A 22137-nucleotide genomic window follows, 5' to 3' on the forward strand; every position below is an offset into this window, starting at 1 on the left:
TTTTTCTGAAGACTGATGTCAAGTTCCTGACACCTTCCACGATTTTGCGTCAGGCGCTGAGCGCTATCGCCTCATTCTCGGTCAGAGTGTCCGCCTTGGTGTCGTCGCTGACGTTGCTGACCAACGAGAGATCAATATAGAACGTCGTGCCGGCGCCTTCATTCTTGGCGTAGTCCAGCACACCGGCATGGGCGTCCATGATACGCTTGGAAATATTCAGGCCCAGCCCGGTTCCGCCGACCTTTCTACGGTCAGAGGAGTCCAACTGGCTGAACTCTTCGAACACCTTACTGCGATGTTTTTCGGCCAAACCGATTCCGCGATCAATGACCTCGATCCGGACCTTGTCGCCCTTGGGTATTGCGCGAACTGTGACTGTTTCACCGGGGTCCGAAAATTTCGCGGCGTTGGACAGCATATTCGACATAACCTGTTCGAGCCGTGTGGAATCGGCGCTGACATAGAGATCAGTCTCGATATTTTCGAGCACGATATTGGTGTCCAGGTTGCGCGCGAATGGTTGGTTGGAAGCAACGGACTGTGCCAGCAATGATGCAAGATTAATGGTATCAAACTGGAAGCTCATACGACCGGCCTCCATCTTCTGAAGATCCAGAAGGTCGTTAATCAAGGCATTCAATCGCGTGACATTTCGTTGCGCAATCGAAAGAACCTTTTCCATTCTCTCGGGCATCTCGCCAAGTGCGCCGTGCCCGACCAGATCAAGTGAGCCCTTGATAGAGGTCAAAGGTGTGCGCAATTCGTGGCTTACAGTCGCCAGAAATTCCGATTTAGCAGTCAGCGCAGCTTTGGTCTTTTCATGCTCTTGTCTGATGCTCTCCATCTGCTCGAGAGTCTTTCGATAGAGCAGGGTCGAAACCCGTGAGGAGTCGGCAATGAAAAATAGCACAAAGAGGCTGGTAAAGAACTGCGCCCAGAGCTCGGACGTAAGCGGCGCGCCGGTAACGACGATGTCATAAAGCGGGATAAAGAGAAACGTTGCGAAATAGATCGCCAGCCGCAGTTGAAGAATTGAGGTGATCTGATGGTTGTTCATCGCGGCAAATAATGCTGCTGCGAAGAGGAAAAATAGCGGCATGAAATGTGTTGTATGCCCTTGCAACAAGGCAATCGAAAGAGCAAAGCCGCTGATGTTGCCAGCACTCAGAAGCGTGCCGAACTGCAACATCCGCAAACAGGTGCGTGTTTCGGCGACGCTGCGATTGCCCAGTTTGAGCGTTCTGCGAAACGTCATGAAATCGAATGTTTCGGAGATAATCAGTACGGATAGGGAGATTGCTGCGAGCTGCCAGCTGTAATAGACCGCTGCCAGAACGAATGCAGCCGCATAGATCACCACTCTTTGGGCGAAAAGCTCGACCCCAACACGTGCGTAATCCTTCATCTGGGCGTTCAGAAGAAAGATGTTGCGCGGATTGCGGAAGTCGATGCGGTAGAAAGGTCTGTTTTTCATAGCCCACCTGTCATTTGCATCACCCTAGATTGTTTTTCCTCTGGCGCATATCGGGAATGCGATGAGGCTTGAGCCAATTTGGCAACATATTGAGGTGTCCTGAAACCACTGGATATTCTTCGCTATTGCAACATGAAATAGTGGCAGAACTATGGTTTAAGTTTGCAACCTATGATTTAATGGGGCCAAGTTGCGAACGGGGAGTCGGATGGGGTTACTCAAAGAAGAAGAACGCCCGTATTGGTCGGTCGAAGCGTTTCCGGAACTCGCTCCGCAGCGGTATCTGACGCCTGTGTTGCGGGCCGAAGAAATCGAGCATGCGGAAAACCAGTTCACAAGACTTTCGCCGGAACTGACGGCGGAAGTACAGGCGACAACCCTGTCGTTCGGAAACATGCATCGCCATGGATTGTTGCTTGCCAATTATCTCAAGGCGCGCCGTGAAGTCTTTATCGATATCAAGGGTTGGGATCTGCCTCAGACTGACGGGATGGAATTCGATCAATATGATACTCCACTTAGCCGCTGGATCGTTGTGCATGAGTATGGTCGGGTCTTGGCAGGTATGCGTCTGACGCCGACCACGGCAAGATGCGGGCAATATTCCTATATGTTGCGGGACGCACAGCGCGGATTACTCGAAAATATACCGCAAGATGTTCTTTTTTTCGAAGCACCGGTGCGGCCAGACATATGGGAAGCGACACGACTTTTTGTCGCGGCATCGGTTTCTTCCAAGCGGCGCCTGGCCATTCAGACGATATTGCTTGAACATATGGCCGCTTCTGCGCGGGAATTGGGGTGTAGTGCCATTATCGGAATCGTGCCTGCGGTATTCAGCCGATGGATGAAGCGCATTCGTATGAACGCCACTCCGGTTGGCCCTGCGCAGAATATTGATGGCGATCGAACGCAGGCGGCCCTGATGAATGTGGTCAATCCCTATAAAGATGGGGCCTAGAATTTGCCGTTTTGAACGAATGACTAACAGCGGAATAGTTAGCGGTTAACCAGCAGTTTTTGCTCTTCCTCTTCTATCATCGAGAAGATCTTGTGCTCGATCATTTCGACTTCGGGTAGGGTGGAGGTCTGCGGGGACGCGGCTGATTCAAGTTCTTTGGTCAGCAGGGACAACGCTACGTTTCGCGACAGGATTCGTTTCGATGAGATTTCGGAAACGTCGAGTTTGACTTCCATGGCTTTTTCCGCCGACGCGTCAGGCAGTTGTTGCAGCGCCTCTTGTGCGTTGTTGCGCAACCGGGCCTGGAACAGGTCGGGGACCATGACATGGCGCCCGATGATACAGCAAACGAAAATGCCTTGCCCAATGTATGCCAGCTGGAATCGGCGAGCTGTGACCGTCTGAGAAATTGCGGCGCTGATGGCATGCAGTTGTTGCATGACGTTCGCACGTTCCGTCCGCTTGTTCAGGGTTGCGAAATTTCGCACGCGAATGCGGAAGAGATGCATCTGATACAGGCCATCCTCCATTTTCAGGAGGCGGTTTTCAATTTGATAGTAGTCTACCATGCCGTTCACGTCTGGAAAACACGCGCGCTCGGACAGGTCGATCAGGTTGAAATCCGAAGCGAAGGAAATGAGCGCGCGCAAGGCGTGCCGCCCTCTTGTTTCATTTCGTGTCGTTTTGACAAGCAACATGGCGGTTTGGATTCGGCCGACCATCTCGGCGTGATCAAGCGGTTTTCTCAAGAAATCGGTTGCACCAGCCTTGAAGGCGCGATCCATGAGATGTGCTTCGTTGCTCGATGTGATCATTATGATCGGCGCAACCCGGCAATCGCGGCGGCTGCGCAGATGCTGACAAAGCTCGATACCGTCCATCTCGCCCAGCATGATGTCGAGAAGGTAACAATCAAAGGGTACCCGCTGGTTTTCGACGACACTCAGGGCGTCTTCAGCCGAATGTGCGATCGTGATGTCGTCAAGGCCCAATTCCGCCAGCTTAGAGGAAATCAAGTCGGTAAAAATTGTGTCGTCATCTACCAGCAAAATGCGCATTTCGACGGTCTCCGTATCATTTTGATAATCCAAACGGCTATCCTTTAGATTGAATATCCAAGGAAGATGGCATTTTCAGGACAGTCAGCGCATTGAGTATGACAGAGTTAACTTTTTTCTAACCGTTGATTTTGCACGGAAAATTTAAATTCTTTTACAAGAATGACGAGAATTTGGCGCAATAATGACGGAGCTGATATGGAAACAGTAGCAGTCGGCAACATGCATTCGGTGCGATTCTAGAAGTAGTTCGGCGGAATTCTGCCCACATTTTGACCCTGTTTTCGGTCTCCATAATTTGAACAAAATTTGTGCCTACTACCTAGGGATGTGCCGTATTGGTGCGTGGTCGAGCAGGCCGTCAGGCGCCTTCGGTTCAGAACTCTGTATAAAAGGAGCAAGAAAACCATGAAAATCATAGCTGTCGATGATGATGGTATTTCACTAGATTTGCTGAAGTTTTGCCTCACTGGGGGCGGATATGAGGATTTGACGCTGATGTCCTCGCCCTTGGAGGCGTTGAAAGCGATCAATAACGCTCAAGTTGCCTACGATTGCATTCTTCTCGATGTTGAAATGCCGGAAAGAAACGGCATCCAGCTTTGCGCGGATATACGCAAAATAGCGCGCTATCGCAACACTCCTATCCTAATGATTACAAAGCATAAAAAACATGCAGCTGTTGAAAAGGCCTTTGCGAATGGCGCGACGGACTATATCACCAAGCCGTTTGAGTTTTTTGAAGTTCTGACCCGCATCAGGGTTGCAGAACGGCTGGTGCAGGAACGACAGGCTGCGATCGACAGCTATATTGCGGTCCAAAACCTTGCGAGCCGCAAGCAGGAGCGTGTTGGGAAGCAGGTCGCGCGCAAGCCCGAGACCGCCATGCCGGCAGAGCAGTTTCAGGTGACGGGCGAAGATCTGCTGCCCTTTTCAGTTTTTCAGAACTACCTGGAACGCGTCACGCGCAACGATGAGTGCAATATCAATCTAGTGGTCATGAAGATTGCGAATATTGACCAGATATTTGCGCAAACAGAAGCCATGGAATTCGTCGAGTTTCTGAAATCTGCGGCAAATGCGATGCAACACGAGCTGAAGCCCGAGAAGGCGTTCATGGCGCATGCGGGCAATGGCATCTTCTTATGTGCAACACGTGGATTTGAAGAATTCGATGCAGATATTGCAGAGGCAGGGATATTGGACACCTTGGAGAGCGGCGAACTGCCCCAAGTGTGTCGCACAGAAGCCCGCCCGGCAATCATTGTCGGATCGCCGCTCCACCTTTCAACCATGGCGAAACTGAACTTCAAGCGGGCAGTCAAAGCAGCGATGGCACGTATGGAACAACGCGAGACGGTTCTGAACCGGTCAGGGCTTTCGCTGCTTGCCGGATGACCGGAGCGCAAATAAGCCGCAGTGTGAAGTCTTGTGAATTTACATACTGGAGTAATTGAGATCTGTTGGACATATTCGCAAGAGCGCATCGGTAATTCCGCTGCGATCAGCAACAGGTATCATGAGCGGACTTGATGAATGTAACTCCTGAAAACAAATCATTCATTGTCGTTCGCGTTATCATGGTTTCGCTGTGTTTGATTGCGACCGTGTTTTCAGTGTTCGTGGTTTATGAGTTCCAAACACGCCGAAGCGCCGCGTTGTTTGCGACAGTTGCACAGGAGAGCCTTGAGGAGATCGAAACGCGGTTTCACCGTATCGAGTCGGTTCTTGACGGGGGGGCCGGACTTATCCGTGCATCCCGGACCGTTTCTGCACGAGAATGGTCTGACTATGTTGCCACGATTCAGGCTGATCGAACGCTGCCGAAAGTCGAGGGCATCGGGTGGATTGCGCAGGTCAAGAAGGACGATGGGTCCTATGAAGACCTGTCTAATCGACTTGAGAAAAGAGGGTTTTCGATTCATCCGCCATCTGATGCAAATCAGGCGTTTGTTATTCAGTATATGGCACCTGACGGTGCGAATTCGGTCGCCATCGGGCTGGATCTGACCTTTGATCAGAACCGGCGCGAGACGCTGGTCAGGGCGCGTGAAACCGGACAGGTCGCACTTTCCAAGCCATTGGTGTTGGTTCAGGACGATGCGGCTAATATCGCTCTCATCATAGCTCGCCCCTTGTTCGACGATGTAGCAGGTGAAACCGGTTCGATCTCGCAAACCTATATGGCAGGTTGGGTCACGGTGCCATTTCTGGCAAACAGCGTGTTTTCGAAACTTTCTTTGGAGCATGGGCGCGATTTCGAGCTGACGGTCTATTCTGGGGCGGAGGAGGCAGGTGACTCCTTGGTGTTTTCGTCCAATTCCGCGATATCTGATCCCGATTTCAACGAAACCAGGACAGTTCAATTCTACGGGCAGGACTTAAGGTTTATCTGGGACAGCACCCCGGATTTCGCAATGTTGCAGAAATCGTTCCTACCCTACATCCTGGGCTTGGTCGGGGCGGTTCTCGCTGCGTTAATTGGCATCAGTACGTTTACTCATGCGCGTAGAACGCAAAAAACCGAGCAGGCGATCGAAGATCAGACGCGCGAGTTGCAGGCCACAGTGGGTCAGACGAAGGCAATCATCGACAATGCCATTATCGGGTTTGCATTTCTGGATTCGGAAGCGAAAATCTTGTCGGTCAATCCCGCGTTTCTTCAGATGTTCGAAATTGATGAACCTGTCTTGACCGGGTGTTTGCTTCGCGACCTTATTCCGGACTTTCCGACAAAAACCTGGGAGGGCACGATTTTCGTCACAAGTCGGACGAACTCGGGCAGTGTTTTGAACCTGAAGGTTCAGGTCAACAAGTTTCAGAACAAGTCGGGTCGGAACCGTTACGTCGTGATGTTTGATGATGTCACGAAGGAGCAGGCGATAACCGACGATCTGCGCGAAGCCGAGCACCGTATGAGTCTCGCATTGAGCACTTCGGGCATTGGTGTCTTTGATATTGATCTCGGGACCGGTCAGTCCGTTGTTTCGGATTCATGGGTAGAGCTGATGTGTCTGGACCGGGAAACAATGGCGGACAACCCTCAGGATGAATTCTTTGCGCGTGTCCATCCTGATGATGTTGCACCGATTTTGGAGTCGCATCAGCGATGTATTGACGGTGTCGAAGAGCGGGCAGAGTGTGAGTACCGGGTGCAAACAACGCCGGGCGAATGGAGATGGTTCAAATCCAGCACGAGTGTTGCCGGGGTCGATGAAAATGGCGTGCCGAATCGTCTGATCGGATCGCAAATCGATTTTACCGAGTTGCACGTTGCAAATGAACGGCTCCGCACGAGCAGACATCAGTTTAAGGAAGTTTTGGAAAACTCTCCTGTGCCGCTCGCAATGCTGGATGAGGATGGCTTTTTTGTCCGTGTAAATCAGGCGCTGACTAAATTGGCCGGCTATTTGGAAAAGGATTTGGTGGGCAGAAACTTTCAGACGTTGATCTACGATGAAGACCTTAAAGATATTTTGCGAGCGCTTACGCGGATGAGAACCGAGGATCTTGACCTTCTCAAGGTCGAGACCCGCTGCATCGACAAGTCAGGTCGGGTGATCTGGATGTTGTTGAGCGTTTCACGCGTCAGGGACTACACGGTAGACGGCGGCGTTTTCATTGCTCAGTTCGTTGATATCAGCCAACGCAAGGAAACGGAAAAGAACAACCGTGAATTCTTTGCCAACATGAGCCATGAATTGCGCACCCCTCTGACATCCGTCAAAGGCGCAATTGATCTGGTGATGGGTACCGCCAGCTCGCAATTGCCGGAAAATGTGCGGGGTTTGCTGAACATCGCACAGGGCAACAGCGAGAGATTGGCGAAATTGCTGAACGATCTGCTTGATCTGGAGAAAGTTTCGACCGACAGGATGCAGTTCAACTACGCGGTTCACAACATCGCCGATATCGTGACCGAGGCGGTCAATGCCGCCACTCCGATTGCGGAAACCGCCAACGTCAGGTTTGAAACCAAGTTGCCCCCTGACGGACTCTATGCATGGATTGATGCGCAACGGTTGGAGCAAGTCCTGTTCAACCTTCTCTCCAATGCCGTGAAATACTCGGATGCGGGGCAGGCGGTAACTGTATCGCTTCAGGAGCGGGATGGTAATGCGTCCATCTCGGTCAAGGATTGCGGGCCGGGCATTCCCGCGAGCTACCATGACAAGGTTTTTCAACCCTTCTCACAAGCCGACAGTTCGGCGACGAGAGAAAAGGGCGGTACCGGGCTGGGGCTCAGTATTGCCAAGTCACTTGTTGAAACGATGGGTGGAAAAATCGATTTCGAAAGCGCCGAAGGCCGCGGCACGGAATTCTGGGTGTGCTTGCCAAACGGGCAAGTTTCCGTAATGTCAGATAGCGCTGCTCCTGTAAGAGTACTGCATGTACAGAGCGACAAGATTTTTGCCGGGTTGCTTGAAGGCTGGCTCGGTAGCGCTTGTGAGGTAACCAATGTGGGGTCGGTTGTGAGTGCACTCGCCAAACTGGGACACGACGACTTCGATGCGTTGATCTTGAACCGGGGTGCGGCGGGCGTGGAAAGCGATGCGCTGTTGTGCCACTTGAGAGAGAAGTATCCGCATGTTGCCATCGTCAGCCTCTCGAAAGAGGATGGTGAAGTCGCGGATGATCTGGTCGACCTCTCCCTGGCTCTGGGCAGCCTTCGTAGAGACAGAATAGTCAAGAAGTGTCTATGGGCCATCAAACCCAAGATATTAGCCAATGTGTGAACAGTAATAGGGTGTTGTTCGAAATGCAGGAAAAGCTAAAAATACTTCACGTTGAAGACGACAAGGACGTGCAGGAAATCGCCAAGATTGCGTTGCAATTGTCGGACCAATTCGAATTGAAGCAATGTCTGGGCGCCTCGGAAGCGCTTGGCGTAGCAGCCGAGTTTCGCGCTGATATCCTGTTGCTCGATGTGATGATGCCCGAAATGACTGGTGACAGCCTGCTCGCGAAGCTGCGAGAGCTGCCTCACTATGCCAAGACCCCTGCAATATTCATGACTGCGCGGGCGCATGACAGCGAAGTTGCCGCGTTGAAGATGGCCGGCGGCATTGCTGTTATCGTGAAGCCGTTTGATCCGCTGACATTGGGCGATAAGATACTTTCGGTGATTGTCGAGCATGAATCGGCGGCTTGACTGCGGGGTCGCTTATCATCTGCGAACCCATAAGCTTTGGTACTTCAGCATTGCTGGTTCATTAGTTGATCGAGGCCAGCGATGAGCGCGTGGCCGTTTCTTGCTTTTCCTCAGTGGCAAGTTCTTACGTCGCCGTTGATACGTTGATCTGCCACCGCCGCTTTATTAACTCCAAAGCCTATTCTAGAGTACCCCGGTAATTCAATTTATTTGAGGGAGATCGGCTATGTCAGATGATGTCTTAAACAAAGGTAAGTGTCCGGTGTCCCACCTGACAACGGCGTTTGGTGCTCCGGTGGTCGACAATCAGAACTCGATGACCGCTGGCAAGCGCGGGCCGGTGCTGGTGCAGGATATCTGGCTCAATGAAAAGCTTGCCAATTTCGTGCGCGAAGTCATCCCGGAGCGTCGCATGCACGCCAAGGGGTCTGGTGCGTTTGGCACGTTCACCGTGACCAACGATATCACGCGCTACACGCGCGCCAAGGTTTTCAGCGAAGTGGGCAAGAAAACCGAAATGTTTGCCCGCTTCAGCACGGTGGCAGGCGAACGCGGTGCGGCGGATGCCGAGCGTGACATTCGCGGCTTTGCGCTCAAGTTTTACACCGAAGAAGGCAATTGGGACATGGTGGGCAACAATACCCCTGTGTTCTTCTTGCGCGATGCCAAGAAATTCCCTGATCTCAACAAAGCCGTGAAACGCGACCCGCGCACCAACATGCGCTCGCCCACGAACAACTGGGATTTCTGGACGCTCCTACCGGAGGCGCTGCATCAGGTTACGGTGGTAATGTCCGATCGCGGCATTCCCAAAAGTTACCGACACATGCATGGTTTCAGCAGCCACACCTACAGCTTCTGGAACGAAGCGGGTGAGCGGTTCTGGGTAAAGATGCACTTCAGGACGCAGCAAGGCATCGAGAACCTGTCCGATGCAGAAGCGGGCGCGGTTGTGGCAGGTGACCGCGAAAGCCATCAGCGCGACCTGTTTGATGCGATTGAACGTGGTGATTTCCCGCGCTGGAAGATGTATGTTCAGATCATGCCCGAGGCCGAGGCGGAAACCTATCACGTTCATCCGTTCGATCTGACCAAGGTTTGGTATAAGGGTGATTACCCGTTGATCGAGGTTGGCGAATTCGAACTGAACCGCAATCCGGAAAACTATCATGCGGATGTTGAGCAGGCCGCTTTCTCGCCAGCGAACCTAGTGCCTGGTATCAGCGTCTCACCTGACAAGATGCTTCAGACGCGGCTGATCAATTACCCGGATTCGCAGCGCTACCGACTGGGTGTGAATTACCAGCAGGTGCCGGTCAATGCAGCCAAATGCCCGGTTATGAGCAATCACCGTGACGGGATTGGGCGGGTGGATGGCAATTTTGGCGGCCTGCCGCACTATCAACCCAACAGCTTTGGCCAATGGCTTCAGCAGCCCGAATACGCCGAACCGCCGCTCAGGATAGATGGCAATGCCGCCATGTTCGACTTTCGCGAGGATGACGACGACTATTACAGCCAGCCCCGCAAGCTTTTTCAACTGATGACACCGGCGCAACAGGAGATTCTATTCGACAACACCGGACGAAATATGGGGGATGCTCCGGATTTCATAAAGCAGCGTCACATCGATAACTGCACGCGATGCGACCCTGCTTACGGGGAAGGTGTTGCGAAGGCCTTGGGCATGTCGGTCAAGTCACCAGAAGAACTGTCCTCAAAGCCTGAACTGGCAGAGTAACGCTTCACTGCAATTTTGGTGGGGGGCTGTGCCCCTCATTTGCTCATTACTCATATCTATCTCCAAGGTCGGTTCATGGCGACATGGACGAGTGAGAACATGCGACCGTAGCAAAGGTTTTTCCAGCGAATGAACGATTGCGTTCCGGCAAATTCAGAGAATATGCTGCAGGTCTCTAACCACCTGATACTAAATCGAAACTTTAGACAGCAGATCATCCTTCGAGAAATCACCTTTCCTGCCTGAGAGGATCACTTCCCCACGCCGCAACGCGACGAAGCTGTCGGCCAGATCATATGCGAACTCGAAATACTGCTCGACCAGAACGATCGCCATCTGGCCCTCCGCGCGAAGTTGGCTGATCACGCGTCCAATCTGCTGAATGATGTTGGGTTGAATGCCTTCCGTCGGCTCATCCAGCAGCAACAGTTTGGGCCGGGTGATCAAGGCGCGGGCGATGGCCAACTGCTGTTGCTGGCCGCCGGACAGGTCGCCACCGCGACGTGATTTCATTTCGTTCAAGACCGGGAACAGTTCAAATATCTCGTCAGGTATCCGTCGCTCAGCGATCGGCAGGCAGCCAAACCCGGTCTCGAGGTTCTCTTTCACCGTCAACAGCGAGAAAATCTCTCGCCCCTGCGGCACGCTGGCGATACCGCGCCGGGCAAGCAGGTGTGGTGGCAGTATAGGCAGCGCCTCGCCATCAAGCGAGACTGTGCCGCCAGATCTCGCGTGCGTCCCGCAGATCGCCTTGATCAGGCTGGTCTTGCCCACGCCATTGGTGCCCATCACACAGGTGACTTCGCCCTGTGCCGCCTCAAGGCTGATACCGTTGAGGATCTGAGAGCGGCCGTAATGCAGGGTCAGGTCCTGCACGCTCAGCATGGTTTAGCGCCCGAGATAGACATCAATGACCTCCTTGTTGGCCGTAACGTGATCGAGACTGCCTTCGGCCAATACAGAGCCCTCGTGCAGAACCGTGACCTTGCAGCCAAGGCGGCGGACAAATTCCATGTCGTGTTCCACCACGACAACGGCACGCGTTTTGGCCGCTTCGACCAGAATATTTGTGGTATGTTCGCGCTCTGCCGGGGTCATCCCGGCGGCGGGTTCATCAACCAGGAGCAATTTCGGTTCCTGCGCGAGCAGCATGCCGATTTCCAGCCATTGCTTCTGGCCATGGCTCAATTCGCCCGATTTGCGCTGAAGATGATCTGCTAGCCGAATTTCGTCGGCCAGTGCCGCGACCCGTTCCAGATGTGCGGCCAACGGGCGGTAGAACAGTACCGACAGCGGCCCGCGCCGGTTTTGCAGCGCCATGAGCAGGTTTTCTTCCACGCTCTGGTCTTCAAAGACAGTCGGCTTTTGAAACTTGCGCCCGATGCCTTCTCTGGCGATACGGGCCTCGGACAGGCCCAGCAACGACAGACGGTGCGCGCCCCAGATTACCCGTCCCTTATCAGGCTTGGTTTTGCCGGTCACGATGTCCATGAAGGTGGTCTTGCCAGCGCCGTTCGGCCCAATGATCGCGCGCATCTCTGCCGGGCCGATGTGGAACGACAGATTATTGATCGCGCGAAACCCGTCAAAGCTGACCGAGACGTCGTAGACTTCGAGCAACGTGCTCATTCGCTTGCCTCCTTTTCGCGCAGCGCGCCTTGATCGGGGCCCAGATCGGCGCCGTGCCGGTCAGGAGAGGTGCGCCGTTCCAGCAGGTCGAACAGACCGCCGATCCCTTTCGGGGCGAAAAGCGTGACCAGAACAAACGACAGCCCGAGCACCACCAGCCACCAGTCGACCCATTTGACAGTGTAAAACCCCAACGGAACGTCCGGTGCCTGCCCGCCGGTGAACCACGACGACACAAGGCTGACAAAAGCCGCCCCGATCACCGCGCCATAAAGCCGCCCGCGCCCGCCAATTGCGACCCAGACAGCAAGATAGATCGAGGCGATGGGCGCCATCTCTGCGGGGTTGATAATGCCGGCCTGGGGATAATAGAGCGCCCCTGCGATGCCAGCCATGCAGGCGGTACCGGTGAAAAGCACCAGCTTGTAGGTCTCTACCGGGTAGCCGAGGAAACGCACCCGTGCCTCGTCGTCCCTGATGCCGCGCAGGACTGAGCCGAACTTGCCGGATACGATCCAGACGGCCAGCAAATAGCCCAACCCCAACGCCAGCGCTGCGCCCCAGAGGAACCAGACCGACACCAAGGCTTGGGGCACATCAGCCATCCCCGGCAGGTTCTGCAAACCGGAAAGGCCATTGTTGCCGCGCAACCCGTTGTCATTCTGGAACAGGTAAAGTGAGAGCGCCAGCGTCATCGCCTGCGTCAGGATCGAGAGATAGACACCGGCGACACGGCTGCGAAATGCCAGCCAACCAAACACCCCGGCCAACACGCCCGGCACCAGAACCACCAGCAAAAGCTGTGCCAGCAGACTGTCCGCAAACGCCCAGATCACAGGAAAATCCGCACTTCCCACCACGCCGAAAATCTGATTGGCGATGGCGTCGGACACCTCTTGTGGCGTGGGTGGAATAGGCGCGTCGGCCAGCGAGGTGACGACGATCTCGCGGGTACGCTCGTACATTAGCCACATGCCGATCATATAGCCGCCCAGCCCGAAAAAGGCGAAATGCCCAAGGCTCAAAATCCCCGCATAGCCCCAGACAAGATCCATCGAGATGGCAACCAGGGCGAGGCAGAGGGTCTTGCCCAGCGTTTTGACAAAACTGGTGGAGATCACCCCAATGCCCATACCTTCGGACAAGAGCGTCACGATGATGGTAAATGCCACCAGCACCGCGAGAAAGATCATTGTTGAGTTGCCGCGCCAGTGAAGAGCGTGTTGCATGGCGTCAATCCCCCGCCGCGCGGCCTTTGAGGGCGATGATGCCCCTTGGCCGGAACTGAATGAATATGATGATGAACACGATCATGAAGGTCTGCGCCGCCAACGTGTTGGACGGGTTGAACCATTCGATGCCCTTTTGCAGAAAACCGATCATCGCGGCCCCCGCCAAGGTACCCCAGATGTTACCGACACCGCCGACAACCACTGTCATGAAGCTCTGCACGATATAATCGCTGCCCAACTCGGAGGTGACCTTGGCAAAGAGTCCGATGGCGACACCGGCAACCCCGGCAATGCCCGAGCCAAGGCCGAAGGTCAGCATGTTCACTTTGTTGAGGTTAATGCCCATCGATGAGGCCATGCGCGGGTTCTGCGTCACGGCGCGGGTCTCCAAACCCAACCGTGTGCGCCGCATGATGAAAAGGTAAACACCCAGGAAAAACGCGGCCAGCACGAAGATCGCGATGCGGATATAGCTTATCGCCACCACGTCATTGATCACCCAAGCCCCATCCAGCCACGCGGGAGAGGTCAGCGGGCGCGCCTGCGTGCCAAAGATGTTCTTGGCCAGTTGCTGTAACGCGATGGAGACGCCAAAAGTCGCCAGCAAAGTCTCCAACGGGCGATTGTAGAGCCAGCGGATCACCAGCCGTTCCAACACCACACCTGCCGCGAAGGTCACTGCAAAAGCCATCGGGATTGCCACGAGAATACTGGCGGTGTGGTTCGGGATAATCTGCTGCACCACATAACCGGTATAAGCACCCATCATGATGAATTCGCCATGCGCCATATTGATTACCCCCATGACGCCGAAGGTAATGGCGAGCCCGATGGCCGCGAGAAAGTAGATCGACGTGAGCGACAGGCCATCAAGGATAAGGTCAAGCGTCTGGTTCACACCAACTTTCAGCGCGATGGTATCCAGCGCCTCGGAAACGGCGTCAGTCACTGTCCGCGAGGGTTCGAAATAGATCTCGACAAAACTATATGCGTCCAGCGTCTGTGCGATCTGCGCGCCGTCTGGGGCAGGGGGCACGCTGCCCTCTGCGGCCAGCGCATCATAAGCACGCTGCCGCATGTCCTGGTTGTCCAGTTGGTGGATCGGGATGCCCCCGACGCTGCCGCCCTTGGCATGCTCCACCAGTGCGGTGCGCTGTTGCGCGGGGCTCACCCTGGCTGGGGCCAGGTTTTCAGCGACCAGCATGTCGTAGGCCTGCGCCATCTCGATAGTGGTCCCCGGCTCCAGCGTTCTGGCGATGTTTAGTGTCTCAGGTGGCGTGCCCGGGAAAAAGGCCGTGCGGGTTGCCAGCAGCGGGTTGAGCGTGGCCCGAACATCAACCCCCAGATCGCCCGACATCTCGGAAATGGCCGTGATCCGCTGTGCCTCATCTGTATCATAGGCGATAGTCAGCAGGCGTTCGGATCTGACTTTGATGGCACGGATCGTCGGATCACTCTCTGCGGCGATCGACTCTCTGAGTGGTGTCAGCACATCCGCGCTGGGATTGCGCTGCACCGACGTCAACGCGGCAAGCCGCCGTTTGGGATCAGGATCTTGTAATTGAAACCGCACCAGCGCCGAGCCGATCAGAGCGCGGATGCCGCTATTGGGTTTGAACTGTTTCAAATCAGAGGACGGAGCCGTGCCGATGGTCTCGCGGGTGTCAAAATCATACAGTAAGTACTCGCCGCCCTCGGCCTTTTCAGCACGAAAGAACAACCCGTCGGAGGTGCGCTGCCAAAGGTTCTTGCCCTGCCAGGCCTGCAAGACGTCCTGCGCCTGTGGCAATCCGCTGTCGGACACGGCAGCGATGGCCGGGGCGATAGTCTTGCGCGAATTTTCCACGATCAATGCCGCCTGCGCCTGCAGGATCGCCTGCATGGGTGCCTCTTGGGCCCGCGCAAGTGAGCAGGTCATCGCCAGAGCGAGGGCCGCAATCAATAGGTTTTTCATGTAAATTTCCCGCAAGGTTCGGAAGGGACGAAGCGCCCCTTCCGTTGCCCGGTTTCAGTGTTCAGTAGTTGGACAAGGTCTGAACACAGGTCTTGGTTTCGGTGTTATACATACCGCAGTTCAGATCCTTCCAGTCAGAGGTGAGCACGGCGCTTTCGGGCAGGAAATCTGTCCATGCGTCGCCGGGGACTTCGGCTGTCTGGCTGACGATATCGAACTGCCCGTCGCCCTGAATCTCTCCGATCAGCACTGGCTTGGTGAGGTGATGGTTGGGCAGCATCACGGCGGTGCCGCCGGTCAGGTTGGGAAATTCCTGCCCGTACATCTGCGCACGCACGGCGTCGACCTCTGTTGACTCCGCCGCTGTGGCCGCGTTCACCCACATGTTGAAGCCAATGTAGTGTGCCTCCATCGGGTCGTTCGTCACGCGCGTGTCGCCCATTTTGGCCTTCCACGCTTCAATAAAGCTGGTGTTTGCTTCGGAGTCTGCCGACTGGAAGTAGTTCCACGCGGCGAGGTGGCCGACGAGGTTGGCGGTATCAAGACCCGAGAGTTCTTCTTCGCCCACCGAGAAGGCGATGACGGGGATGTCGTCGGCGGAGATACCTGCCGCAGCCAGTTCCTTGTAAAACCCGATATTCGCGTCACCATTGATGGTCGAGATTACCCCGACTTTCTTGCCATCCGCGCCCAGGGCCACAACATCGGCCACGATCTTGGACCAGTCAGAATGGCCGAACGGTGTGTAGTTCACAAAAATATCGTCGGCAGCGATGCCCTTGGACTTCAAATAGCTTTCAAGGATGTTATTCGTTGTGCGCGGATAGACATAGTCGGTCCCCAGCAGCGCAAACTTTTCGACGCCGAGCTCTTCGAGGAAATAATCGGTGGCCGGGATCGCCTGTTGGTTCGGGGCCGCCCCAGTGTAGAAGACGTTTTTCGAGCTTTCCTCGCCCTCGTATTGCACCGGATAAAACAGCAGGCCGTTAAGTTCCTCAATCACTGGCAGCACCGACTTGCGGCTGACGGACGTCCAGTTGCCAAAAATCACGTCAACGTCGTGAACCGACAACAACTCGCGCGCCTTTTCAGCAAACAGGGGCCAGTCCGAGGCCGGATCGACCACCACCGCTTCAAGTTCGCAGCCGAGCAGGCCACCCTTGGCGTTCTGCTGTTCGACCAACATCACAATGGTGTCTTTCAGCGTGGTCTCGGAAATCGCCATAGTGCCGGACAGCGAGTGAAGGACGCCGACCTTGATCGGGCAATCGGCGGCAAAGGCAGGTGCCGCCAGAGTGGAGCAGGCAAGCGTGCCAGCCAGTAAGGAATTAATGGTCTTCATGATATTCTCCTCACGGGATGATCTCAGGCGATCTTGCGCGACAGCGCCGAGTGTCCTACGTCAATCCCGCAACCTAATTGTTGCAATCCGTGTGGTGGCCGGGTCGGGCTTCATTTCGTCCGGTCACCACACACCTTTTCCGACACAGTGAGCGGCCGGGATGGTGAGGGGATCGTTTCTGCGTCGCAGCGAGACTGGCAAGCGTCCTGCGGTGACCGGGGGTAACTTCGTTGCCCTGTGCTTAATCTTTGTTCAGCTCGCTAAATTTGTGCCTAAAAATTAAGCGCCATAAGTGGTTTGCGGGCGCAAACGCCTCTAATCGATGACACGACACACGGCCTATGGTGGGAACGGGCTGACCCAATCCATCTACGGAGCGTTCCCAATTACACGCGCGGCGATCATACCCACGCCCACCTGTGCCGCGGCGCAACCGCGTGCCATCGGGGCCGTCATGGTGCGGGCAAAGCGGTTATCTGATCGTTCGGCGATTGCCGATCTGCGCCAATCCGGTGCGATGAAATTGCTGTTCCCTAGACCTGACAGCGCCGCCTTGCAGGCCATCGTCGTCAACACGGCTGGCGGGGTGACGGGGGGCGATAGCTTTTCCCTGAACGCTTGCGCCGACGACGATGCTTTTCTGTCCCTGACCACCCAGGCCGCCGAACGCGGTTACCGGGCGCAGCCCGGTCAGGTCGCGAAGATCCGCAACCGGGTTATGGTGAAACGGGGTGCTACGCTGCACTGGCTGCCGCAAGAGACCATCCTCTATGAAGCCTGCGCGTTGCAGCGGCGGTTGTCGGTTGATCTCGACGATGGTGCTTCGCTGCTGCTGGTCGAGCCATTGGTGTTTGGCCGCGCCGCGATGGGTGAAGTGCTTGCGGGTATCAATTTCAAAGACCGCATCGAAATCCGGCGCGCCGGGCAACCCCTCTACCTCGACGCCATCAGCTTGCAGGGCGATGTGACGGCGCATCTTGCCTCTGCGAATATCGCGGCGGGGGCGGGGGCATTGGCGACAATCGTCTATGTCGCACCCGATGCCGAAGCGCATTTGCCTAAATTGCGCGCGCTCTTGCCCGCCTCTGGGGGAGCCAGCCTGCTTGGCTCCGACCTTCTGGTGGCCCGTATCCTTGCGCAAGACAGCTTTGAATTGCGTCGATCGCTCATGCCGATCTTGCGTCAACTCAGCGCCGACGCGCTTCCCCGATCATGGATGACCTGACATGCAACTAACTCCTCGTGAACGAGACAAACTGCTGATTTCGATGGCGGCCGAAGTGGCCCGCAAGCGCCTTGCGCGGGGGGTCAAGCTGAACCACCCCGAAGCGATAGCGCTGATCACCGATGCAGTCGTTGAAGGCGCGCGCGATGGCCGCAGCGTCGCGGATATGATGCAGGCAGGTGCGCATGTCGTTACGCGGGCGCAATGTATGGAAGGCATCGCCGAGATGATCCCGGAAGTGCAGGTAGAAGCCACGTTCCCCGACGGGACAAAACTCGTCACCGTTCACAACCCCATCAGATAAGGACCGCCCACAATGATCCGTTTACAGGTTTTTGTTTATGCCGCTTTTGCAGCCGTCATGGCCGCGCCCGCAATGGCGCATGTCGACCAATCGGTCCATGTCCATCCGGATGAGTTCAACTGGCTTGCTGCGTCATTGGCCACCGCAAGCGTGGTAACACTTGCCGTCCTGCGCTACCGCAAAGCGGTCTCGCGATCATGATCCCGGGCGAGGTGTTTCCCGCCGAAGGTAACCTTACGCTGAACCCTGACCGGGAGGCGATCACTCTCATGGTCGCCAATACCGGAGACCGTCCGGTGCAGGTCGGCAGCCACTATCATTTTGCCGAATGCAATCCGGCACTGGCGTTTGATCGTGACGCGGCCCGTGGCTGCCGTCTCGACATCGCGGCGGGCACCGCCATCCGGTTTGAACCTGGCCAGCGCCGCGAGGTGCTGCTGATCCCGATCGCGGGCATGCGTCGGGTATTCGGCTTCAATCAGGCCGTAATGGGGGATCTCTGATGCCAACAACCATCAAACGCGGCGACTATGCCGCCATGTTCGGTCCCACGACGGGTGACAGAGTACGCCTTGCTGATACCGATCTCATCATCGAGGTTGAGCGGGATCTGACCGCAGAACGGGTGGGAGGCAATGCGCTCAGCTACGGCGAAGAGGTTAAGTTTGGCGGCGGCAAAGTAATCCGCGATGGGATGGGGCAGTCTCAGGTAACCCGCGCAAGTGGCGCCGTCGATACAGTGATTACCAATGCGCTGATCGTGGACCATTCAGGCATCTACAAGGCCGATGTCGGCCTCAAGGACGGACGGATTGCCAAGATCGGCAAGGCCGGTAACCCCGATACCCAACCGGGCGTGGACATCATCATCGGGCCGGGGACGGAGATCATCGCCGGGGAGGGCCGGATACTCACTGCGGGCGGTTTTGACAGCCATATCCATTTTATCTGTCCGCAGCAGATCGAGGACGCTTTGCATTCGGGCCTGACCACCATGCTCGGCGGGGGCACCGGCCCCGCCCATGGCACGCTTGCCACAACCTGCACCCCCGGCGGCTGGCATATCGGACGCATGCTTCAGGCCGCCGATGCCTTTCCGATGAACCTCGCCTTTGCCGGAAAAGGCAACGCTTCACTTCCAGCCGCGCTTGAGGAGCAAGTGAAGGCGGGGGCTTGCGCGTTGAAATTGCACGAAGACTGGGGCACCACCCCTGCGGCCATCGATTGCTGTCTTTCCGTGGCCGATGCGATGGACGTGCAAGTGATGATCCACACAGACACGCTCAACGAATCCGGCTTTGTCGAACACACGGTCGCGGCGATGAAGGGCCGTACGATCCATGCCTTTCACACCGAAGGCGCTGGCGGTGGCCATGCGCCCGACATCATCAAAATCTGTGGCGAAGAGCATGTTCTGCCTTCCTCCACCAATCCGACACGCCCGTTCACCGTCAACACCCTTGAAGAGCATCTCGATATGCTGATGGTCTGTCACCACCTTGATAAATCCATCCCCGAGGATGTGGCTTTTGCCGAAAGCCGAATCCGGCGTGAAACCATCGCCGCCGAGGATATTCTGCACGACATGGGCGCGTTCAGCATCATCGCATCCGACAGTCAGGCCATGGGCCGCGTCGGCGAGGTGCTGATCAGGACATGGCAAACCGCCGACAAGATGAAGAAACAGCGCGGACGCCTGGCCGAGGAAACTGGCGATAATGATAATTTCCGCGTCCGCCGCTATATCGCGAAATACACCATCAACCCCGCCATTGCCCACGGCATCTCGCGCGAGATTGGCAGCATTGAAGAGGGCAAACGCGCCGATCTGGTGCTGTGGAATCCCGCCTTTTTCGGTGTCAAACCTGAAATGGTCCTGCTGGGGGGCAGCATTGTCATGGCGCAGATGGGCGACCCCAACGCGTCAATCCCGACGCCACAGCCAGTCTATTCCCGTCCGATGTTCGGGGCTTTCGGGCGATCAGTGGAGAACTCGGCAGTGGTTTTCGTCAGCGAGGCGGCTCAGGCCGACGGGATTGGCAAAAGCCTCGGTCTTGCCAAGCAAACCGTCGCCGTACGCAACACCCGCGACATCGGCAAGAAGGACCTGTTGCTTAATACGGCCACCCCGAAGATCGACGTGAACCCCGAGACCTATGAGGTGCGTGCCGACGGTGAGTTGCTGACCTGCGAACCCGCGTCGGTTCTGCCCATGGCCCAACGTTACTTCCTGTTTTGAGAGATCCCATGCCCCCTATCCCAAGCCAGCATATTCGCCGTGCCTCCGACTGGTCTGATGCCGTCGATACGATCGAGCTGACCTACGATGGCCGTTTCCTGCGGCGCAAAGTGCTGACGGCGACGCGAGGCACCCGCATTCTTGTTGATTTGGCGCATACGACCTCACTGGATCACGGCGACGCGTTTGAACTGGAGGATGGTCGCCTTGTTGAGGTTGTCGCGGCGGATGAATATCTGCTGGAGGTCACGGGCACCGATCTGGTCCGGATTGCGTGGCATGTGGGCAACCGTCACACCCCCTGTCAAATCGAGGCTGACCGACTGTTGATCCAGCGCGATCATGTGATCCGCAACATGCTCAAACTGATCGGTGCCGAGGTTCGCGAAATCAAAGCACCCTTCCGACCCGAGGGCGGTGCTTATGGTCATGGGCGCACGCATGGCCACGACCATGGCCACGTTCACGATCATGCACACTGATCAGCTTCTCACACTGGTCCAATGGCTCTCTCCCTCTTATCCGGTTGGGGCATTTTCCTATAGTCACGGGTTGGAATGGGCTGTCGATGCGCGGCAGGTCACGGACCGCGAAACGCTGAAGGCATGGTTGGAAACCGTCCTGCGGCACGGCGCGTGCCAGTCCGACGCCTTGTTCCTATGTGCCTCGTACCGGGCTGAGGACGCCACCGAGGTTGATGCCATTGCCCGCGCCTTCGCCCCCTCCGCAGAACGTTTGCGAGAGACGGTCCTGCAAGGCGAGGCCTTCTGTCGCGCCACCCGTGATGTCTGGGGGGGCGACATGCCCGCGATGGCCTATCCGGTCGCCATCGGACACGCCGCGCGGGAGCACGGCTTACCCCTTGATCAGACGTTGCAGGTCTTCCTGCATGCCTTCATTTCAAATCTGGCTGCAGCGGGAATGCGGCTTATCCCCTTGGGCCAGACCGACGGGCAGATCGTGATCAAGACCCTCGCCGCGACATGCATCGACGTTGCTGACAGGGCCATGGATGGTTCATTGGAGGATCTCTCCTCCACCGCTTTCCTAAGCGACATCGCATCCATGAAACACGAAACCCAGTATTCGAGGATTTTTCGCACATGACAGGTAGAAACGGCCCACTCCGAGTGGGCATCGGCGGCCCCGTCGGGGCGGGCAAAACAACGCTTACCGCGGCCCTGTGCAAAGCCCTGCGCGACAAGTTGTCGATCGCCGTGATCACCAACGACATCTATACTCAGGAAGACGCCGAAGCGCTGATGCGCATGCAGGTTTTGCCGCAGGACCGCATCATTGGCGTAGAGACCGGCGGCTGCCCCCATACCGCAATCCGCGAAGACGCATCAATTAATCTGGCTGCGGTGGCGGAAATGGTGTCGCGGCATCCGGAGCTTGAGATCGTGTTTATTGAAAGTGGCGGCGACAATCTGTCCGCGACCTTCAGCCCTGAACTGGCAGATGTGACCCTCTACGTGATCGACGTCGCTGCAGGCGAGGAAATCCCGCGCAAAGGCGGCCCTGCGATTACAAAGTCCGATATCCTGGTGATCAACAAGACCGATTTGGCGCCCCATGTGGGTGCATCGCTTGATGTGATGGTCCGCGATAGCGCACGAATGAGGCCTGCGCTGCCAACCCTTTTCTGCTCTCTGAAGTCCGGTGAGGGGCTTTCCGAGGTGTTGGGGCATCTGTCGCAAATTGGGGGTGTTTCTGTCTGATGGCGGGCGTCTGTCGCACCTTCGATATCGTTTTTTCCTAGCCGACTACACAATCTAGAGACTTCTAGGTGAAAATGCCTTAAAGATTAAGTTGTATGGGGCTTT

20 protein-coding genes are annotated in these 22137 nt (G+C 56.0%); 13 read left to right on the plus strand and 7 right to left on the minus strand.

Annotated elements, in window-relative coordinates; genetic code table 11:
• Positions 1-49 precede the first annotated feature (49 nt).
• Positions 50-1474, minus strand: a complete 1425-nt coding sequence (locus LZG00_18210; protein ID MCF3595923.1) for a HAMP domain-containing histidine kinase — start codon at positions 1472-1474, stop codon at positions 50-52.
• A 295-nt stretch (positions 1475-1769) separates the two neighbouring features.
• Between LZG00_18210 and LZG00_18215 the strand changes: the two genes are divergently transcribed.
• Positions 1770-2435 carry an N-acyl-L-homoserine lactone synthetase gene (locus LZG00_18215; protein MCF3595924.1) on the plus strand — a complete coding sequence of 222 codons (666 nt, stop codon included), beginning with the start codon at positions 1770-1772 and terminating at the stop codon, positions 2433-2435.
• A 38-nt stretch (positions 2436-2473) separates the two neighbouring features.
• Here LZG00_18215 and LZG00_18220 read toward each other — a convergent pair whose 3' ends face one another.
• A complete protein-coding gene (locus LZG00_18220) occupies positions 2474-3526 on the minus strand; it encodes a response regulator (protein ID MCF3595925.1) in 1053 nt (350 codons plus the stop codon).
• A 375-nt stretch (positions 3527-3901) separates the two neighbouring features.
• Here LZG00_18220 and LZG00_18225 point away from each other — a divergent pair, with 375 nt between their 5' ends.
• The 4 genes from LZG00_18225 to LZG00_18240 all read left to right on the plus strand — a co-directional run bounded on the left by LZG00_18225 (position 3902) and on the right by LZG00_18240 (position 10386).
• Positions 3902-4891, plus strand: coding sequence for a response regulator (locus tag LZG00_18225; GenBank protein MCF3595926.1), 990 nt, complete (start codon positions 3902-3904; stop codon positions 4889-4891).
• A 182-nt stretch (positions 4892-5073) separates the two neighbouring features.
• Positions 5074-8229: a PAS domain S-box protein gene (locus LZG00_18230; GenBank protein ID MCF3595927.1), complete on the plus strand. Its 3156-nt coding sequence runs from the start codon at positions 5074-5076 to the stop codon at positions 8227-8229.
• Positions 8230-8252: 23 nt separating this feature from the next.
• Complete coding sequence (locus tag LZG00_18235; GenBank protein ID MCF3595928.1) at positions 8253-8645, plus strand: response regulator; 393 nt, start codon at positions 8253-8255, stop codon at positions 8643-8645.
• Positions 8646-8871: 226 nt separating this feature from the next.
• Positions 8872-10386 (plus strand): catalase, encoded by a 1515-nt coding sequence (locus LZG00_18240; GenBank protein ID MCF3595929.1) that lies wholly within the window; start codon positions 8872-8874, stop codon positions 10384-10386.
• Between the two features lie 189 nt (positions 10387-10575).
• On the opposite strand, the gene urtE is transcribed toward LZG00_18240, so the two are convergent.
• The 5 genes from urtE to urtA form a co-directional block, all read right to left on the minus strand.
• Positions 10576-11271 carry an urea ABC transporter ATP-binding subunit UrtE gene (urtE, locus tag LZG00_18245; GenBank protein MCF3595930.1) on the minus strand — a complete coding sequence of 232 codons (696 nt, stop codon included), beginning with the start codon at positions 11269-11271 and terminating at the stop codon, positions 10576-10578.
• 3 nt (positions 11272-11274) lie between these two features.
• On the minus strand, positions 11275-12015 hold the full coding sequence (urtD, locus tag LZG00_18250) for an urea ABC transporter ATP-binding protein UrtD (GenBank protein ID MCF3595931.1): 741 nt from the start codon (positions 12013-12015) through the stop codon (positions 11275-11277).
• On the minus strand, positions 12012-13244 hold the full coding sequence (gene urtC, locus LZG00_18255; GenBank protein MCF3595932.1) for an urea ABC transporter permease subunit UrtC: 1233 nt from the start codon (positions 13242-13244) through the stop codon (positions 12012-12014). Before urtC ends, urtD begins: the two co-directional genes overlap by 4 nt.
• 4 nt (positions 13245-13248) lie before the next feature.
• The gene (gene urtB, locus LZG00_18260; GenBank protein MCF3595933.1) at positions 13249-15201 is read right to left on the minus strand and encodes an urea ABC transporter permease subunit UrtB; all 1953 of its coding nucleotides are present in this window, start codon (positions 15199-15201) and stop codon (positions 13249-13251) included.
• 61 nt (positions 15202-15262) lie between these two features.
• Entirely contained in the window at positions 15263-16543 is a 1281-nt protein-coding gene (urtA, locus tag LZG00_18265; GenBank protein MCF3595934.1) for an urea ABC transporter substrate-binding protein, read from the minus strand.
• Between the two features lie 322 nt (positions 16544-16865).
• Between urtA and LZG00_18270 the strand changes: the two genes are divergently transcribed.
• The 8 genes from LZG00_18270 to ureG are packed head-to-tail and all read left to right on the plus strand — an operon-like array spanning position 16866 to position 22032.
• Positions 16866-17768 carry an urease accessory protein UreD gene (locus LZG00_18270; protein ID MCF3595935.1) on the plus strand — a complete coding sequence of 301 codons (903 nt, stop codon included), beginning with the start codon at positions 16866-16868 and terminating at the stop codon, positions 17766-17768.
• 1 nt (position 17769) lies between these two features.
• Entirely contained in the window at positions 17770-18072 is a 303-nt protein-coding gene (locus tag LZG00_18275) for an urease subunit gamma (protein MCF3595936.1), read from the plus strand.
• Between the two features lie 12 nt (positions 18073-18084).
• A complete protein-coding gene (locus tag LZG00_18280) occupies positions 18085-18273 on the plus strand; it encodes a hypothetical protein (protein MCF3595937.1) in 189 nt (62 codons plus the stop codon).
• On the plus strand, positions 18270-18575 hold the full coding sequence (locus tag LZG00_18285) for an urease subunit beta (GenBank protein MCF3595938.1): 306 nt from the start codon (positions 18270-18272) through the stop codon (positions 18573-18575). Before LZG00_18280 ends, LZG00_18285 begins: the two co-directional genes overlap by 4 nt.
• Positions 18575-20311 (plus strand): urease subunit alpha, encoded by a 1737-nt coding sequence (ureC, locus tag LZG00_18290; GenBank protein ID MCF3595939.1) that lies wholly within the window; start codon positions 18575-18577, stop codon positions 20309-20311. The genes LZG00_18285 and ureC overlap by 1 nt, the downstream gene beginning before the upstream one ends.
• Before the next feature lie 8 nt (positions 20312-20319).
• Positions 20320-20793: an urease accessory protein UreE gene (gene ureE, locus LZG00_18295; GenBank protein MCF3595940.1), complete on the plus strand. Its 474-nt coding sequence runs from the start codon at positions 20320-20322 to the stop codon at positions 20791-20793.
• A complete protein-coding gene (locus LZG00_18300) occupies positions 20783-21418 on the plus strand; it encodes an urease accessory protein UreF (protein MCF3595941.1) in 636 nt (211 codons plus the stop codon). Before ureE ends, LZG00_18300 begins: the two co-directional genes overlap by 11 nt.
• Positions 21415-22032, plus strand: a complete 618-nt coding sequence (gene ureG, locus LZG00_18305; protein MCF3595942.1) for an urease accessory protein UreG — start codon at positions 21415-21417, stop codon at positions 22030-22032. The genes LZG00_18300 and ureG overlap by 4 nt, the downstream gene beginning before the upstream one ends.
• Positions 22033-22137 lie beyond the last annotated feature (105 nt).

The sequence above is a fragment of the Rhodobacteraceae bacterium LMO-JJ12 genome, assembly GCA_021555075.1.
Lineage (GTDB): Bacteria > Pseudomonadota > Alphaproteobacteria > Rhodobacterales > Rhodobacteraceae > JAKGBX01.

Coding starts and splice junctions, on each gene's coding strand:
- LZG00_18210 (MCF3595923.1), bottom strand. CDS start 1,474: ATGAAAAACAGACCTTTCTACCGCATCGACTTCCGCAATCCGCGCAAC.
- LZG00_18225 (MCF3595926.1), top strand. CDS start 3,902: ATGAAAATCATAGCTGTCGATGATGATGGTATTTCACTAGATTTGCTG.
- LZG00_18230 (MCF3595927.1), top strand. CDS start 5,074: ATGGTTTCGCTGTGTTTGATTGCGACCGTGTTTTCAGTGTTCGTGGTT.
- LZG00_18235 (MCF3595928.1), top strand. CDS start 8,253: ATGCAGGAAAAGCTAAAAATACTTCACGTTGAAGACGACAAGGACGTG.
- LZG00_18240 (MCF3595929.1), top strand. CDS start 8,872: ATGTCAGATGATGTCTTAAACAAAGGTAAGTGTCCGGTGTCCCACCTG.
- urtE (MCF3595930.1), bottom strand. CDS start 11,271: ATGCTGAGCGTGCAGGACCTGACCCTGCATTACGGCCGCTCTCAGATC.
- urtD (MCF3595931.1), bottom strand. CDS start 12,015: ATGAGCACGTTGCTCGAAGTCTACGACGTCTCGGTCAGCTTTGACGGG.
- urtC (MCF3595932.1), bottom strand. CDS start 13,244: ATGCAACACGCTCTTCACTGGCGCGGCAACTCAACAATGATCTTTCTC.
- urtB (MCF3595933.1), bottom strand. CDS start 15,201: ATGAAAAACCTATTGATTGCGGCCCTCGCTCTGGCGATGACCTGCTCA.
- urtA (MCF3595934.1), bottom strand. CDS start 16,543: ATGAAGACCATTAATTCCTTACTGGCTGGCACGCTTGCCTGCTCCACT.
- LZG00_18270 (MCF3595935.1), top strand. CDS start 16,866: ATGACACGACACACGGCCTATGGTGGGAACGGGCTGACCCAATCCATC.
- LZG00_18275 (MCF3595936.1), top strand. CDS start 17,770: ATGCAACTAACTCCTCGTGAACGAGACAAACTGCTGATTTCGATGGCG.
- LZG00_18280 (MCF3595937.1), top strand. CDS start 18,085: ATGATCCGTTTACAGGTTTTTGTTTATGCCGCTTTTGCAGCCGTCATG.
- LZG00_18285 (MCF3595938.1), top strand. CDS start 18,270: ATGATCCCGGGCGAGGTGTTTCCCGCCGAAGGTAACCTTACGCTGAAC.
- ureC (MCF3595939.1), top strand. CDS start 18,575: ATGCCAACAACCATCAAACGCGGCGACTATGCCGCCATGTTCGGTCCC.
- ureE (MCF3595940.1), top strand. CDS start 20,320: ATGCCCCCTATCCCAAGCCAGCATATTCGCCGTGCCTCCGACTGGTCT.
- LZG00_18300 (MCF3595941.1), top strand. CDS start 20,783: ATGCACACTGATCAGCTTCTCACACTGGTCCAATGGCTCTCTCCCTCT.
- ureG (MCF3595942.1), top strand. CDS start 21,415: ATGACAGGTAGAAACGGCCCACTCCGAGTGGGCATCGGCGGCCCCGTC.